This window comes from Vibrio fortis (assembly GCF_000695685.1).
Lineage (GTDB): Bacteria > Pseudomonadota > Gammaproteobacteria > Enterobacterales > Vibrionaceae > Vibrio > Vibrio fortis_A.
This window is the reverse complement of the sequence record NZ_JFFR01000005.1, coordinates 51305-66526: the sequence shown is the minus strand read 5'-3', so window position 1 is coordinate 66526 and position 15222 is coordinate 51305. Positions and strand designations below refer to the sequence as shown.

Below are 15222 nucleotides of genomic sequence, written 5' to 3'. Positions count from 1 at the left end.
GGAATAGACATGTCTGAAATGACCCCTCGTGAAATTGTTCATGAACTGAACCGTCACATCATTGGCCAAGAAAACGCGAAGCGCTCTGTGGCTATCGCCCTACGTAACCGCTGGCGTCGTATGCAGCTAGAAGAGAGCCTGCGTGTCGAGGTTTCTCCTAAGAACATTCTGATGATCGGTCCAACCGGTGTGGGTAAAACTGAGATTGCTCGCCGCCTAGCAAAACTTGCAAACGCTCCTTTCATCAAGGTAGAAGCGACCAAGTTCACTGAAGTTGGCTACGTGGGTAAAGAAGTAGAGACCATTATCCGTGACCTGACCGACGTTGCGATCAAGATGACTCACCAACAAGCGATGGAGAAAGTAAAATTCCGCGCTGAAGAGCAAGCTGAAGAGCGTATCCTTGATGCCCTTCTTCCACCTGCTCGTGACGCTTGGGGCCAAAACGAACAAGCAGATGAAGGTTCATCAAACACGCGTCAGATTTTCCGCAAAAAACTGCGTGAAGGTAAGCTAGACGACAAAGAGATCGAAATCGATGTTGCGGCACCGCAGATGGGCGTTGAAATCATGGCTCCTCCAGGCATGGAAGAGATGACCAACCAGCTACAAGGCATGTTCCAAAACCTTGCTGGTGATACCAAGAAAAAGCGCAAGCTGAAAATCAAAGACGCATTCAAGGCACTGACTGAAGAAGAAGCGGCAAAGCTTGTTAACCAAGAAGAGCTGAAAGAGAACGCAATCTACAACGTTGAGAACAACGGTATCGTATTTATCGATGAGATCGACAAGATCTGTAAGCGTGGTGATAGCTCGGGTCCAGACGTATCTCGTGAAGGTGTTCAGCGTGACCTACTGCCTCTTATTGAAGGTAGCACGGTATCGACTAAGCACGGCATGGTGAAAACAGACCATATCCTGTTTGTTACTTCGGGCGCATTCCAAGTGGCTAAGCCATCGGATCTGATCCCTGAGCTACAAGGTCGTCTACCAATCCGTGTTGAACTTGAAGCGCTATCAAGCCACGACTTCAAACGTATCCTAACTGAGCCAAAAGCGTCTCTGACTGAGCAGTATATCGCTCTAATGAAGACAGAAGAGGTGGACGTTGAGTTCACTGAAGACGGCATCACTCAGATCGCAGAAGCAGCATGGCAAGTTAACGAAACCACTGAGAACATCGGTGCACGTCGTCTACACACGGTAATGGAACGTCTAATGGATGAGATTTCATTCGAAGCGACAGACAAAGCTGGCAGCAAGCTAGTGATTGATGCAGGTTACGTGAAGTCTAAGCTAGGCGAATTCGTTGAAGACGAAGACCTAAGCCGCTTCATTCTGTAGCACAAAAATATCCAACTTGTTGCTCTAACGCAAAGAAACAGCAAGCTGATAACCGATTTCAAGGCCCACTCTCGAGTGGGCTTTTTATTACCTAAAAAATGAGCGTATACTCGAAATACGGTATGACACAGTGTCCTTACAACGACAAATAGACCTACGATGAAACAATCTCTACTGATTTGGCTTGATGCCGCACGACCAAAAACTCTGCCTCTCGCACTCGTCTCTATTCTTACAGGAAGTAGTTTAGCGTTCGCTAGCGATCAGTTTTCTCTCTCCATTGCTTTGTTGGCTTTTCTCACCGCGACCTTGCTGCAGATCCTTTCCAACCTCGCCAATGACTATGGCGACGCGGTAAAAGGCACCGACAATGATAAACGTCTAGGCCCAATGCGGGCGATGCAGTCGGGTGCTGTCTCAGCCGCAACAATGAAGCAAGCCATCATCCTAAACATTGTGTTTACCATGATTGCTGGGCTTATCTTAATTTTCCACGCCCTATCCTCTATTGAGAGTATTCTCTCTTTCATCGGTTTGGGTGTGCTGGCGATTGCAGCAGCGATTGCTTACACCGTCGGTAACAAGCCTTATGGTTATATCGGCTTAGGCGACCTGTCAGTATTCATCTTCTTTGGTCTGCTTGGTGTATCCGGAACTTACTTCCTGCACACAGGGCACATCGAACCAAGCCTATTCTTACCCGCTTTGGGCTGTGGCTTGATGGCGGTGGCCGTACTAAACATCAACAACATGCGTGACATCGAAAACGACAGCGAGTGTGGTAAGCGCACCATGGCAGTTCGACTAGGACAGCGCAAAGCCAAGCAGTATCATTTTGTGCTCCTGAGCGTGGCAGTGATTGCTTTTGCCAGCTACCTGCTTATTCAAGATAAACCCGCTTGGATTAGCCTGCCGTTTTCACTGAGCATCATCACCGTTTACAAACATGGTAAGGCGGTTTGGGATACGGACAAACCCGCACAAATCGCACCCATGATGCCAGTTATCGTCAAATGCTCTCTGGTGACTAACTTATTGTTTGCTGGTGTTGTTGTAGCTCAAACTCTATTGACATAATTCAGACTAATCATTGCAAAGGGATCGAGCACCGATATACTCAAAGTAAGCTCATTGTTCAAAAGGTACGCGAATGGAATACAACACTTCAGCACTGTGCGACATCTATCTAGACCAAGTGGATGTCGTAGAGCCGATGTTCAGCAACTTTGGTGGAAGAGCCTCCTTTGCTGGACAGATCACGACACTCAAATGTTTCGAGGACAACGCGCTGATCCGCTCCGTGCTAGAACAAGACGGCTTGGGTCGTGTGTTGTTGATTGACGGTGGTGGCTCACTGCGTAAAGCGCTGATTGATGCCGAATTGGCACTGCTAGCCGAAGACAATGAGTGGGAAGGTATCGTGGTGTATGGCTGCGTTCGCGAAGTAGACGAACTAGAAGATATGAATCTCGGTATTCAAGCCCTTGCTTCTATTCCAGTTGGCGCTGTACAAGATGGTGTCGGCGAAGTCGATGTTCCAGTCAACTTTGGCAGTGTTAGCTTCCTACCTGAAGATTACCTCTATGCCGATAACACCGGCATCATTCTGTCACCAGAGCCACTCGATGTAGAGTTCGAGCTTGATGCAGAAGACGATGAGAACGAATAGTTGATACAAAAATGCCCGCTAACAAGCGGGCATTTTTTTCATCAGCGTTTATCGCAGCAAAAGTGGATTACTCAACTTCGTCCATCTTGCCTAGTAGGCTGCGAATGCGATCTTGCCATGCTGCATGCTCTTGCTGCATTTGCTGAGTTTTTTGCTCTAGCTCTTCACGGCTTGCTTTTAGCTCACCAGCTTCTGTCGCTAGCTGCTGCTTCTCTTCTTTTAGCTCTTCTACTTCCATTTGCAGAAGTGCAATAGTATCAACTGCTGTTTGAATTTTTGCTTCTAGTTGCTCTAGTACTTCAAAAGACATTCTGGCCTACCTTTAAGTTATCCATTTGATGTTGAAGGTTCACTCCACTTATTGCCCCATTCTACTCAGCAGAGCACGGATAAACACTCTATATCTTCGATATTTTGCGCCATTCGATGAAAAAAACATCGCTTTTTACCGAATATTGACGTTAATTGTGCCAGCACTATTACCTAACTGATTATTTCAGTGAATATTTTAAAATTTCAGCTCTGCTTTGATCGTAAACAAAGCCACAAAAGCAAAAAAGCAAACGTTTCCTTTGAACTATGGTAAAATCCGCCGCGAAATTTCTATTCCCCCTTTGAAAATTTTGGAGTCCGCATGAAACGCGATTTAGCAATGGCATTTTCTCGTGTCACTGAAGGTGCAGCACTAGCAGGTTATAAATGGCTTGGCCGTGGTGATAAAAACGCTGCCGATGGTGCCGCAGTAGAAGTCATGCGTAGCCTGCTCAACAAAACCGAAATCAGCGGTGAAATCGTGATTGGTGAAGGCGAAATCGATGATGCTCCGATGCTATACATCGGTGAGAATGTCGGTGTTGGTGGTGATGCAGTTGATATCGCCGTTGACCCAATCGAAGGGACACGTATGACGGCTATGGGCCAGTCAAACGCACTGGCTGTACTAGCAGCGGGTGAAAAAGGCAGCTTCTTAAAAGCGCCTGACATGTACATGGAAAAACTGGTTGTTGGCCCTGGCGCTAAAGGTGCTATCGACCTAGAAAAGCCACTAAAAGAGAACCTAGAGAACATCGCTAAAGCACTGGGCAAATCTCTAGATACGCTTGTGGTAACCACGCTAGCTAAACCTCGTCACGACCAAGTGATCGCAGAAATGCAAGCGATGGGCGTGCGCGTGTTTGCTGTGCCAGACGGTGATGTCGCCGCTTCTATCCTAACTTGTATGCCAGACAGCGAAGTGGACGTGATGTACTGCATCGGTGGCGCGCCAGAAGGTGTGGTATCAGCAGCAGTAATTCGCGCACTAGATGGCGACATGCATGGTCGTTTGCTGCCACGTCATGAAGTGAAAGGCGACAACGAAGAGAACCGTAAGCACGGTGAACTGGAACTTGAGCGTTGTGCTGAAATGGGCGTAACTGCAGGTGTGGTCTTAAAGATGGAAGATATGGCGCGCAGTGATAACGTCGTATTCTCAGCAACTGGCATCACTAAAGGTGATCTGCTAGAGGGCATCACCCGTCAAGGCAACATCGCAACCACTGAGACTCTGCTGATTCGTGGACGCTGTCGTACGATTCGTCGCATCAAGTCGATTCACTACCTTGAGCGCAAAGACCCAGAAGTGATCGGTCACATTCTGTAATAACGACCACCACGCAAACTTTGTTTAAGGCTAGCACTTTGATGCTGGCCTTTTCTTTTTATAGCGATGCTGTCGGATGGCTATAGTAAATGGTTTGCTTTATAAATGCCTTGCCTCATAATAGTAGGGTTCATAAGGTAGGGATAGTATGAAAACAAGCGACAGAATTTTACACACCATTAAGCGCCATGGAGCCGTTACTGCTAAGCAGCTCGCACAAGAGTTTGGCATGACCACCATGGGTGCAAGGCAGCATCTCCAAAGCCTAGAAGATGATGGTATTCTGGCGTTTCATGACGTTAAAGTAAAAGTCGGTCGCCCAACGCGCCACTGGTCTCTAACCCAACAAGGACACAATCAGTTTTCTGATCGTCACGGTGAACTGACCATTCAAGTTATCGATGCCGTGGAAAACCTATTTGGAAAAGAAGGCCTTGCCAAAGTCGCAGCAGAGCGCGAGCAATCAACTCTTAAGCAGTACCAACAAGCCTTAGTCAATTGTGATGATCTTCTTAGCAAACTCCAAACCCTCACCCAACTGCGTGAAGATGAAGGCTACATGGCCGAGCTGCACGATGAAGGCGATCACTACGTCTTGATTGAAAACCACTGCCCTATCTGTAAAGCCGCGACACGCTGTCCAAGCTTGTGCCAATCAGAGCTAAATGTGTTTACCGAGCTGCTCAAAAATGACTGCAATATCAGTCGTTCCGAACACATTATTGCGGGTGAGCGTCGCTGTACATACACCGTCATTCCACTTTAGCGTCATCGTCCATTGCTGTCTCAAATTTGAGAAGAACACAAACTGAACAAAAAATAACCAGATTTCTTTCTTAAGCTTAAAGCATCTCACTCACGATGCATCACTAAGGAAAGAAAGATGGGACATCCTCAACCCGATCTCAAACTGCCCCCTTTCGATGAATTGGTTGAACTTGCTCAGCGAGATCCGAATGCGTTCAACCAACTCAAGCATGACATGTGTGAGCAGATGATCTGCTCTGCTTCTCACATCATGCAAGACAGACTGCGCGCCCAACAGAGCCACATCGACTTAGTGGTCAGCCGCTGCAAAAACCCTCACCAAACCAACGTTGTGTTAATGCGAGAGTTGCGTTGTCAGGTCTGCAAGTTTCAGGAAGCGCTTCAGGGCAACAATTCGAACTCAGAGCCACCACAAGCGACCATCATTGCATTTAAACCAAGAAACACCGACTAACCCTTAGGGAACCGATACAAAAAAGGAGGCGATATGCCTCCTTTTTCATTCTAAATACTTTTAGCTTAATGCTTCTCTGCAGTTACTGCGGTTCGTCACCGTAATCATTACGACCTTCAGTGCCCTTCAAAAAGCCACACTCAACCAGAATCCATAAGCCACACACCAATGCAGCGACCGTTGCCACCATATGAATTGGCGAAACAGTTTCTGCGGTTGGTGTCGCCATTGGCGATGCTAGACGCCCCAAAACTAAAGGCACATTCAGTAGCAGCCACATGTTTGATTTATTGCGGTCATGCCAGCGTTTTGCCGTGACTGCCAAATCAGGAGTCACCAGCATCAGTAAGAAGATTGGCAATAAGATGTATGAGTATGCAGGGAACAACACAGAGATACCGGAGGCAAAGCCCGTAATCGCAACGTAGTAAAATACGTTCCAAATCCAGTAGGTTTTACGGCTGATTCTTCCTTGGAAGGAAAACAGTAACGCTTTCATCGACATCTTAAACACACTCTAATTTGGGATGCGGCCAAAAAGGGCTGCAAAAATTAATTAATCACTTTTTGAAAACTGTTGATGTCCATATCGCGAATGTTCACTGTCAGGCTTCTTACATGGCTTGCTTGCTCTTGCAGCACCACCATTAATGCTCGTGACAATTCTCTTTTCTGCTCATCAGTGCGGCCAGAAAGTAACTCAAAGCTGATATGAATAAAGTCCACACTGTCGTCCTCTTCCCCTACTAGCCAATTGTGGCAACGCAGAGAACGAGATTTGACAGAAGGCGCATCAAACAACCCACAGTGTAATGCAACTTGATGGAGATCTTCTAGCAAACCTTGTACATTCACTCGCTCATCCACCGAGTTTGAGTACTCAAGAACTAAATTTGGCATGGTTACTTCCTATTCTTCACGCAATCGTTTGTCCTTTAATATCAAGTAACCGTGAAAAATCCGAGGAGTTCACTATTATTCTGTCTGTTGGATCACTGATATCTGTCTATTATCTACTCTGACCAATCGATAAGATCCCATAAAGACATGACCACAATCATGATCTAACGCGTTTTATCTGTTATATTCTTACGAAGATTTTTTACATTAATTGATTAAATACGGAGATATTCCTATGCGTCGTCCTGTAGTGATGGGTAACTGGAAACTTAACGGTAGCAAAGCAATGGTAACTGAGCTGCTAACTGGTCTTAACGCTGAACTTGAAGGCGTTGAAGGTGTAGACGTAGCAGTAGCTCCACCAGCACTTTACATCGATCTAGCTGAGCGTCTTATCGCAGAAGGCGGTAACAAAATCATCCTAGGTGCACAAAACACTGACCTAAACAACAGCGGTGCTTTCACTGGCGACATGTCTCCAGAAATGCTGAAAGACTTCGGTGCTTCTCACATCATCATCGGTCACTCTGAGCGTCGTGAATACCACAACGAATCAGACGAGTTCGTTGCTAAGAAATTCAAATTCCTACAAGAGAACGGCCTGAAGCCAGTTTTCTGTATCGGTGAATCTGAAGCGCAAAACGAAGCAGGCGAAACTGAAGCAGTATGTGCACGTCAAATCAACGCAGTTATCGACGCTTACGGCGTTGAAGCTCTAAACGGCGCGATCATCGCTTACGAACCAATCTGGGCTATCGGTACTGGTAAAGCAGCAACAGCTGAAGATGCACAACGCATCCACGCTTCTATCCGTGCAATGATCGCTGAAAAAGATGCAGCAGTAGCTGAGCAAGTAATCATCCAATACGGTGGTTCTGTTAAGCCAGAAAACGCTGAAGCTTACTTCGCACAACCAGACATCGACGGTGCTCTAGTTGGCGGTGCAGCTCTTAACGCAGCTGGTTTCGCAGCTATCGCTAAAGCAGCAGCTAAAGCAAAAGCTTAATTTAGACTTCTCAGTTTAAATTGAAGAAAGGGTCAACTTAGGTTGGCCTTTTTTATTGCCTGTCATCCAAGCCTAACTTTCTAATATTCAGGCATAAAAAAACCGCTGACAACGCAGCGGCTCTTTACATTTTTAGACCAAGACCGGCTTAGAATAGCTCTTCAGCAACCTTGAATAGGTCTGAACGATCTGGGTTTTTCATGTTTTCGATACAGTCGATGATATCGTGGTGAACAAGCTGCTCTTTCTCGATACCAACACAACGGCCACCGTGACCTTCTTGAAGTAGGTGAACTGCGTAGTTACCCATGCGAGAAGCCAATACACGGTCGAATGCTGTTGGGCGACCACCACGTTGGATGTGACCAAGAACCGTTGCACGAGTCTCACGACCAGTCGCTGCTTCGATCTCTTTCGCTAGCTCATTTGCATCCATCATTAACTCAGTAAGCGCGATGATTGCGTGCTTCTTACCTTTCGCAATACCGTCTTGGATGTTTTGGATAAGCTGTTCTTTATCTAGACCTGTTTCAGGCGTGATGATGTATTCACAACCGCCAGCAATCGCAGACATTAGGGTTAAGTCACCACAGTGACGACCCATGATCTCAACGATAGAGATACGTTGGTGTGAAGATGAAGTATCACGTAGACGGTCAATGTTATCGATAACTGTATTCAGTGCAGTTAGGTAACCGATTGTGTAGTCAGTACCAGCGATATCGTTATCGATTGTGCCTGGCAGACCGATACATGGGTAACCCATTTCAGTTAGCTTCTTCGCACCCATGTAAGAACCGTCACCACCGACAACAACAAGTGCTTCAATGCCGTGTTTTTTCAGGTTTTCGATACCTTTTTGGCGAACTTCAACTTCTTTGAACTCAGGGAAACGTGCAGAGCCTAAGAAAGTACCACCACGGTTGATCACGTCAGATACGCTAGAACGATCTAGCTTCTGGATACGATCTTCAACCAGACCTAGGTAGCCATCGTAAATGCCGTAAACTTCGATACCAGCAGACAACGCTGTACGAACAACACCACGAACTGCTGCGTTCATACCAGGTGCGTCACCGCCACTTGTTAAAACACCGATTTTCTTAATCATGCTCACCCTCAATATTTGGGAATTTATTATTCAATTCTTGCTCTTGCTGATTGTATATCAACAAGATTTTAAATCTATATTTGTGCGCTATGTTACATTTCCTCAACAGGAATACCACTCAAATCGCACAAAATTATGTAACTTTTCTACTTCTGTAGGAGTATTACAGTTTTACTCAATAACTTTGTTGATTCACATCAGAATCAACATTAATTGTTATTGGCTGATTTTTATATCACCAAAGTATTAGTGAATTTTAGTCAATGTAGCCCAAAAATCCCCCACTTACCATTTAGGCCAAGTCGAGTCTCTCGCTACCAAGATTGAAACTTTTGTTGCTTCTCTGGGCCAAACACCACCGAATATGGATCTTGGTGGATCAGTACATCAGCATCCGGGAAAACCGACAACAACTTGTCCTCAACTTCATCGGAAATGCGATGCGCTTCAATAAGTGGCATCTCATCTTGCAGCTCTAAATGCAGCTGAATAAAACGCACTGGACCGGAGCGTCGAGTTCTTAATTGATGAACCCCTAAGACTCCTTCAATACTCAACGCAGCTTCCTTAATTTGAGTCAACTCTTCATCGGGTAGTTTTCTATCGAGCAGAGACTGAATCGCCTCCATTGCCATCTGGTAAGCGCTATAAAGAATATAGCCGCCAATCGCCACAGCAAAAATAGGGTCGGCATGACTAAAACCAAGCCAGCTCAAGCCTAGAGCCAACATAATGGCTGCATTCATATAAAGGTCAGATTGATAATGGAGAGAATCTGCTGCGATGGCTTGGCTTCCGGTTTTCTTCACCACGTGTTGTTGGAAACGAACCAGAGCAAAGGTCACAAAGATGGCAAACAGACTGACATAGATACCCAGCTCTGGTGAGTTAAGCTCTTGAGGTCTAAAGAAGCGTTCGACGCCGTTTAAGATAAGGAAACAGGCCGATCCAGAGATAAACATCGCCTGTGCCAACGCCGCCAATGATTCGGCCTTACCATGACCGAAGGTATGTTCCCTATCAGCGGGTTGCAGCGAATAACGCACCACCAAGAGATTGACTAACGAGGCGGCGATATCGAGCAGTGAGTCGACCACCGAGGCCAATAGACTCACCGAACCTGTCACCCACCAAACGGCAACTTTTACGACCAATAAGAAGGTCGCGACGATAGTGGCTGCCCAAGCCGCAAGTGTCACAAGACGAGCGTATTCTGCTTTCATATTCTGACTATTGTTTGATCTATTGCACAAAGTATAACCTGACAACAACCGATTGAATATGACAGTCAATCACTTAAATTTTTGTAATCGCGATCAAAAAAAGCGACGCATGGTCGCTTCTTTCGTTTTGCTCATCTAACTCACGTGTGGTGTCACGCTCAGTGATTAGCTGTCTTTGTTAGCACGCTTTTCCATTTTCTCTACACACTTAGCCATACGCTCTTGTTGCAGTTCAGTAAACTTTGTTTTTTGCTCGGGAGTCAGAACGCTCATCATTTCGTGCTGCTTTTTCAACATAGCGACGCGACGCTCAGTCTGTTTCTCCACCATTTGGCTAGCCAGTTCGTTCGCTGCTGCTTCATCGAAGGTATCTGCCAGAACCAATGCTTGAACCTGTTCACGGTGTGCCTTCATCTCAGCCATTTTTTCAGCTTTGTTCGCAGAACGCTTCTCTTTCATCGCCGCTCGGTCTGCTTCGCGCATCTCTTTAAGCTGGTCTTTTTGTGCATCTGTTAGGTCTAGTTGACGCATGATTTTCTTATCGAAACCACCGCATTTACCGTGCATACCTTTATGGCCACCTTTGTCGCCACCACCATACGCATACGCACTTGCTGTACCAAACACTAGTGGAAGAGCTGCAGCTGCTAGTACAAGTTTCTTAGTCATTTTCATAATCTTTGCCTCAAATTGGTATAATCATTTGTGTGTCTGCGTCTGTTGGTCAGCGCTTGAGTATAGAATAGAAGCTCACACGTAAAGCAACGTGTAGAAAGCGTAAAGAATCGTAAAGAGTGCAAATTGACGAATAGTTAGCAGTTATTATTTAGGTGTAAACAACACAACAAGGTTCTCCCTATGGCAAATATCCTTCTTATTGATGACGACACGGAACTGACCAGTCTGTTAAAAGACATTTTAAGCTTTGAAGGCTTTACAGTAACGGAAGCCAACGATGGCTATGCCGGTCTCGAGGCCATCAATAACGACATCGACCTTATCTTATTAGATGTGATGATGCCTAAGCTCAATGGGATGGAGACTCTCAAGAAGTTGCGTGAGTCCTGGGAGACCCCTGTATTAATGCTGACAGCGAAAGGTGAAGAGATCGACCGCGTGATTGGACTCGAGCTAGGCGCTGATGACTACCTACCAAAGCCATTCAGTGATCGTGAACTGCTGGCGCGCATTCGTGCCATCTTGCGACGCACTCAATCAAACGGCAACACAGAGAAAACAACCAGCAGCGACTGTGTCCGCTACCAAGACTTAGCGGTATATCCAGGCAAGCAAGAAGCTTACTGTAACGAGCAACTGCTGGATCTCACCACCACTGAGTTCGCTCTCTTAAGTCATCTAATTCAGAACCCGGGGCAAGTGATCACCAAAGAGTCACTCAGTTTAGATGTTCTAGGAAAAAGATTGGCTGCCTTTGACCGCGCTATCGATATGCACATCTCTAACTTGAGAAAGAAAGTTCCAGAACGCCCTGACGGCAAAGCACGCATTAAGACCCTGCGTGGCCGTGGCTACCTATTTGTTGAGGAAGATTAATGCGCTTACCTAAAATCACCAGCTTATATGGACGTATCTTTGCTATTTTTTGGTTCACCATGTTACTGGTGCTTTTATCAGTGCTCTCTCTGCCACACCTAGATCCGCGTGTTGCGCGAGATGTTCCTGCAGAACACTACGACAAACTCACTCGCATCGCTAAGGCGACCGAAAAACGCTTCGCGGGTGAAGACAACCTTGGCAAGATTGTTTTCCAGCTTGAGGGGCCACCTCGCAGCCGTAAAGACTCTCGCCCACGCATCTACCTGACCGATTTAGATGGTAGCGTCTTGACCACCAAGCGCCACTCTAACTACAAAGTTAAAGCGATCCGCAACTTTGTAACCACCATTGATAACCCAGAAGTGCCCAAGCAGAAACTGTATGGACATTACATGGTGGCAGGCCCGGTTCCTGTGGTATTGGCCAATGAAGACCTGATGATGTACGTCAGTGTTAAATGGAATCAGCCACCGCCTTTCCTATTAAGATTGTTCGATAAACCACTGCAGCTGCTCCTCGCGGTAATGCTTGCTAGTACCCCGCTGCTTTTGTGGCTTGCTTGGGCTCTCAGTCAGCCAGCTCGACGACTAGAGCGCGCCGCTCAACGAGTAGCGAAAGGCGAGTTTGAGGTCGACCCAACCCTTGAAAAAGGGACTTCTGAGTTCCGCCAAGCTGGAGAAAGCTTCAACCAGATGGTCGAGGCCGTTAATCAGATGATCTCTGGGCAACAGCGATTGCTTTCAGACATCTCACATGAACTGCGATCCCCTTTAACACGCCTAAGAATGGCCAATGCACTCGCTATTCGTAAGCAGGGCGAAAGCCAAGAGTTGGAGCGTATTGATACTGAAGCGCAGCGATTGGAGCAGATGATCAGTGAACTGCTAACATTGTCGCGTATGCAGGTTGATAGCCACATCACACGAGAGATTCAGCCACTTTCGAGCCTGTGGGAGGAGATCCTAAAAGATGCGGAATTCGAAGCTGAGCAGATGAGCAAGAGCCTCACCTTCTCTGAGATTCCAGAACGTTCGATCTCAGGTAACCCTAAGCTATTGATGAGCGCGCTTGATAACATCATCCGCAATGCCATCTACTACGGTAAAGATAAGGTCGATGTACAGATGAGCGTCAAGCAAGACCAGCTGACGATTCAGGTCAATGACAATGGCGATGGCGTCCCAGAGGCGGAGCTTGAATCGATATTCCGACCATTCTATCGAGTCTCAACCGCACGCGATCGAAACTCTGGTGGCACAGGGCTAGGATTAACCATCACTGAAAGTGCGATTCGCCAGCATAGTGGTACCATCACAGCCAGTCGTAGCTCATTGGGTGGATTGCAGGTCGAAATCACTCTGCCGATCATACCTTTGTAATAACCTTACAAAGATCTAGTTGATAATAGATCTCATTATCATTAAGGTAAATCCTCTAATTAAGGAGGATTTACCATGTCACACACCTTTCCAGAACTGCCATATGCTTACGATGCTTTAGAGCCTTACATTGATGCTAAAACAATGGAGGTTCACTACAGTAAGCACCATAGAACCTATTACGATAAGTTCATGGCAGCGATTTCAGGTACCGATTTAGAGACACAGCCTCTCACAGAAATTTTTGCCAACATCTCTAAGCATTCACCAGCAGTACGTAATAACGGTGGTGGCTACTACAACCATATCCTTTACTGGAACTGCATGTCTAAAGATGGTGGCGGCGAACCGAGTGGTGACCTAGCCAAAGACATTCTTGCAACGTTTGGAGACTTAGAGAGCTTTAAGGATCAGTTCGCTCAAGCCGCTATCAACACCTTTGGCTCAGGCTTCGCTTGGCTTGTCGTTAAAGATGGTGCGCTGAAAATCGTCTCTACGTCTAACCAAGATAACCCTTGGATGGACGCAGTAGATAGCCAAGGTGAGCCAATTCTAGCGCTCGACGTTTGGGAACACGCTTACTACATCAGCTACCAGAACCGCCGTCCTGACTACATCAATGCATGGTGGAATGTCGTGAACTGGGATGCCGTTGCAGAAAACTACGCACAGGCACTAGCAAACAAAGCGTAATCGTTCGGTGGCAACTGTACTCACTCAGCCTGCCACCGTATACTCAGGCTACTTTTTATCTATCTAGTGAACCAGTATGTTTGATATCGCGCTTTACGAACCTGAAATTGCACCTAACACAGGTAACATCATTCGCCTTTGTGCTAACTGTGGTGCCAACCTACACCTGATTGAACCGCTCGGTTTTGATTTAGAAGAGAAAAAGGTACGCCGCGCTGGTTTGGACTACCACGACCTCGCTCGCGTAAAACGTCACAAGAACCTTGAAGCATTTCTAGAGTATCTAGAGAACGAACGCGAGGGTGAATTCCGCATCTTCGCCTGCACGACAAAAACCACAGGCCATCACGTAGATGCGAAGTTCCAACAAGGTGATGTTCTAATGTTTGGCCCTGAAACGCGCGGCCTACCAGCAGAGTTAATTGAAAGTATGCCAATGGAGCAGCGTATTCGCATTCCAATGATGCCAGATGCTCGCAGTCTGAACCTATCGAATGCCGTTGCGATTATCGCGTTTGAAGCATGGCGACAAATGGGCTTTGAAGGCGCAGTTTAAGTCAGAGTAACCGACTTAGACCACAATACTCTCGAGCGACAATAAAAAAGGCTCTCTCCTTTTGTTCTAGTAAAGAATAAAGGAGAGAGCCTTTTTGGTGATGAGATAGAAATTAGTTCAAACGGTTACGGTCGTTGTTATCGTCGTCTTTCTTCTCAAACTCACCTTCAAAGGTGTTGCCACCTTTTGATTGGTCAAATGGGTCTTGCTTAAACGAACCTGAGTTAAACGGGTCTTCACCAAATGGGCTCTGACCAAAACCAGCATGGCCACCGGCGTGGAAGCCACCTGATACATTCTTCACTACCATTTTTTCCATCAGCTTTTTCGCGATTGCTGCGCGTGGTGCTGGCAGTAGTACCAACATTCCTAGCGCATCGGTCATAAAGCCCGGCGTTAATAGCAGTACACCCGCCACAGCAAGCATCACGCCTTCAAGGATTTGTTGCGCTGGCATCTCGCCCTGCTGCAAACGACCCTGAACCGACATTAAAGTCTGGATCCCTTGGCTACGCACCAGAGATGCACCAACAAATGCTGTCACTAATACCAAGGCGATAGTTGGCCACAATCCTAAGAAGCCACCAACTTGAATAAATAAGCCGATCTCAATGATAGGCACAAAGATAAACAGTAATAATAAGATAGGAAACACAAGCCCTCCTTTGTTGTGTTCAGTGTACGTTGAAAGCTCTCACGAACTCAAATTTATCCTGTAAATAAGCGTGTCCCGCCCTCAACAAATAGTTTGCACAAGATTGACGAAACAAAAGCAAAAAAGGTGATCAACTTACTATTTTTATGCGCTAGGTACAGTATTATGTGCCACATAAGTCAGGACGGATTTATCAGCCTAAAATTCTGGTGAACGGAGTTTCGCGTAAAGAATAGGCTAATAACTAATTATATTATCAGAATAA

Annotated in this window: 18 protein-coding genes; 11 read left to right on the top strand and 7 right to left on the bottom strand. The window is 46.4% G+C overall.

Annotation, left to right across the window (positions count from 1 at the left end; all coding sequences use genetic code 11):
• The first annotated feature begins 9 nt into the window (after positions 1-9).
• The 3 genes from hslU to rraA all read left to right on the top strand — a co-directional run bounded on the left by hslU (position 10) and on the right by rraA (position 3013).
• Complete coding sequence (gene hslU, locus VFDL14_RS17110; protein WP_032549974.1) at positions 10-1344, top strand: HslU--HslV peptidase ATPase subunit; 1335 nt, start codon at positions 10-12, stop codon at positions 1342-1344.
• 159 nt (positions 1345-1503) lie between these two features.
• Positions 1504-2421: a 1,4-dihydroxy-2-naphthoate polyprenyltransferase gene (locus VFDL14_RS17115; protein ID WP_032549972.1), complete on the top strand. Its 918-nt coding sequence runs from the start codon at positions 1504-1506 to the stop codon at positions 2419-2421.
• A gap of 73 nt (positions 2422-2494) precedes the next feature.
• Positions 2495-3013: a ribonuclease E activity regulator RraA gene (gene rraA / locus VFDL14_RS17120; RefSeq protein ID WP_032549971.1), complete on the top strand. Its 519-nt coding sequence runs from the start codon at positions 2495-2497 to the stop codon at positions 3011-3013.
• 67 nt (positions 3014-3080) lie between these two features.
• Here rraA and zapB read toward each other — a convergent pair whose 3' ends face one another.
• A complete protein-coding gene (zapB, locus tag VFDL14_RS17125) occupies positions 3081-3323 on the bottom strand; it encodes a cell division protein ZapB (protein WP_032549970.1) in 243 nt (80 codons plus the stop codon).
• A gap of 324 nt (positions 3324-3647) precedes the next feature.
• Here zapB and glpX point away from each other — a divergent pair, with 324 nt between their 5' ends.
• The 3 genes from glpX to VFDL14_RS17140 all read left to right on the top strand — a co-directional run bounded on the left by glpX (position 3648) and on the right by VFDL14_RS17140 (position 5877).
• Positions 3648-4655, top strand: coding sequence for a class II fructose-bisphosphatase (gene glpX, locus VFDL14_RS17130; protein WP_032549969.1), 1008 nt, complete (start codon positions 3648-3650; stop codon positions 4653-4655).
• A 148-nt stretch (positions 4656-4803) separates the two neighbouring features.
• Entirely contained in the window at positions 4804-5421 is a 618-nt protein-coding gene (locus VFDL14_RS17135) for a helix-turn-helix transcriptional regulator (protein WP_032549968.1), read from the top strand.
• Between the two features lie 117 nt (positions 5422-5538).
• Positions 5539-5877 carry a DUF3135 domain-containing protein gene (locus VFDL14_RS17140; protein ID WP_032549967.1) on the top strand — a complete coding sequence of 113 codons (339 nt, stop codon included), beginning with the start codon at positions 5539-5541 and terminating at the stop codon, positions 5875-5877.
• Between the two features lie 82 nt (positions 5878-5959).
• On the opposite strand, the gene VFDL14_RS17145 is transcribed toward VFDL14_RS17140, so the two are convergent.
• On the bottom strand, positions 5960-6382 hold the full coding sequence (locus tag VFDL14_RS17145; RefSeq protein ID WP_032549966.1) for a DUF805 domain-containing protein: 423 nt from the start codon (positions 6380-6382) through the stop codon (positions 5960-5962).
• Positions 6383-6429: 47 nt separating this feature from the next.
• On the bottom strand, positions 6430-6777 hold the full coding sequence (locus VFDL14_RS17150; protein ID WP_032549965.1) for a 5-carboxymethyl-2-hydroxymuconate Delta-isomerase: 348 nt from the start codon (positions 6775-6777) through the stop codon (positions 6430-6432).
• A 235-nt stretch (positions 6778-7012) separates the two neighbouring features.
• Between VFDL14_RS17150 and tpiA the strand changes: the two genes are divergently transcribed.
• Positions 7013-7783: a triose-phosphate isomerase gene (gene tpiA, locus VFDL14_RS17155; protein ID WP_032549963.1), complete on the top strand. Its 771-nt coding sequence runs from the start codon at positions 7013-7015 to the stop codon at positions 7781-7783.
• A 148-nt stretch (positions 7784-7931) separates the two neighbouring features.
• Here the strand turns inward: tpiA and pfkA are convergent, their stop codons facing one another.
• From pfkA to VFDL14_RS17170, 3 genes are all read right to left on the bottom strand, one after another.
• Positions 7932-8894 (bottom strand): 6-phosphofructokinase, encoded by a 963-nt coding sequence (gene pfkA / locus VFDL14_RS17160; protein ID WP_032549962.1) that lies wholly within the window; start codon positions 8892-8894, stop codon positions 7932-7934.
• Positions 8895-9208: 314 nt separating this feature from the next.
• Positions 9209-10117 carry a CDF family cation-efflux transporter FieF gene (gene fieF / locus VFDL14_RS17165; protein WP_032549960.1) on the bottom strand — a complete coding sequence of 303 codons (909 nt, stop codon included), beginning with the start codon at positions 10115-10117 and terminating at the stop codon, positions 9209-9211.
• 165 nt (positions 10118-10282) lie between these two features.
• The gene (locus VFDL14_RS17170; RefSeq protein ID WP_032549959.1) at positions 10283-10792 is read right to left on the bottom strand and encodes a CpxP family protein; all 510 of its coding nucleotides are present in this window, start codon (positions 10790-10792) and stop codon (positions 10283-10285) included.
• A gap of 183 nt (positions 10793-10975) precedes the next feature.
• Here VFDL14_RS17170 and VFDL14_RS17175 point away from each other — a divergent pair, with 183 nt between their 5' ends.
• From VFDL14_RS17175 to trmL, 4 genes are all read left to right on the top strand, one after another.
• Entirely contained in the window at positions 10976-11671 is a 696-nt protein-coding gene (locus VFDL14_RS17175; protein ID WP_032549958.1) for a response regulator, read from the top strand.
• Positions 11671-13053 (top strand): envelope stress sensor histidine kinase CpxA, encoded by a 1383-nt coding sequence (gene cpxA, locus VFDL14_RS17180; RefSeq protein ID WP_032549957.1) that lies wholly within the window; start codon positions 11671-11673, stop codon positions 13051-13053. The genes VFDL14_RS17175 and cpxA overlap by 1 nt, the downstream gene beginning before the upstream one ends.
• Before the next feature lie 75 nt (positions 13054-13128).
• Positions 13129-13746, top strand: a complete 618-nt coding sequence (locus VFDL14_RS17185; RefSeq protein ID WP_032549955.1) for a superoxide dismutase — start codon at positions 13129-13131, stop codon at positions 13744-13746.
• A 76-nt stretch (positions 13747-13822) separates the two neighbouring features.
• Positions 13823-14302: a tRNA (uridine(34)/cytosine(34)/5-carboxymethylaminomethyluridine(34)-2'-O)-methyltransferase TrmL gene (gene trmL / locus VFDL14_RS17190; protein WP_032549953.1), complete on the top strand. Its 480-nt coding sequence runs from the start codon at positions 13823-13825 to the stop codon at positions 14300-14302.
• Positions 14303-14414: 112 nt separating this feature from the next.
• Here the strand turns inward: trmL and VFDL14_RS17195 are convergent, their stop codons facing one another.
• Positions 14415-14957 (bottom strand): FxsA family protein, encoded by a 543-nt coding sequence (locus tag VFDL14_RS17195; RefSeq protein ID WP_032549952.1) that lies wholly within the window; start codon positions 14955-14957, stop codon positions 14415-14417.
• Positions 14958-15222: the final 265 nt, after the last annotated feature.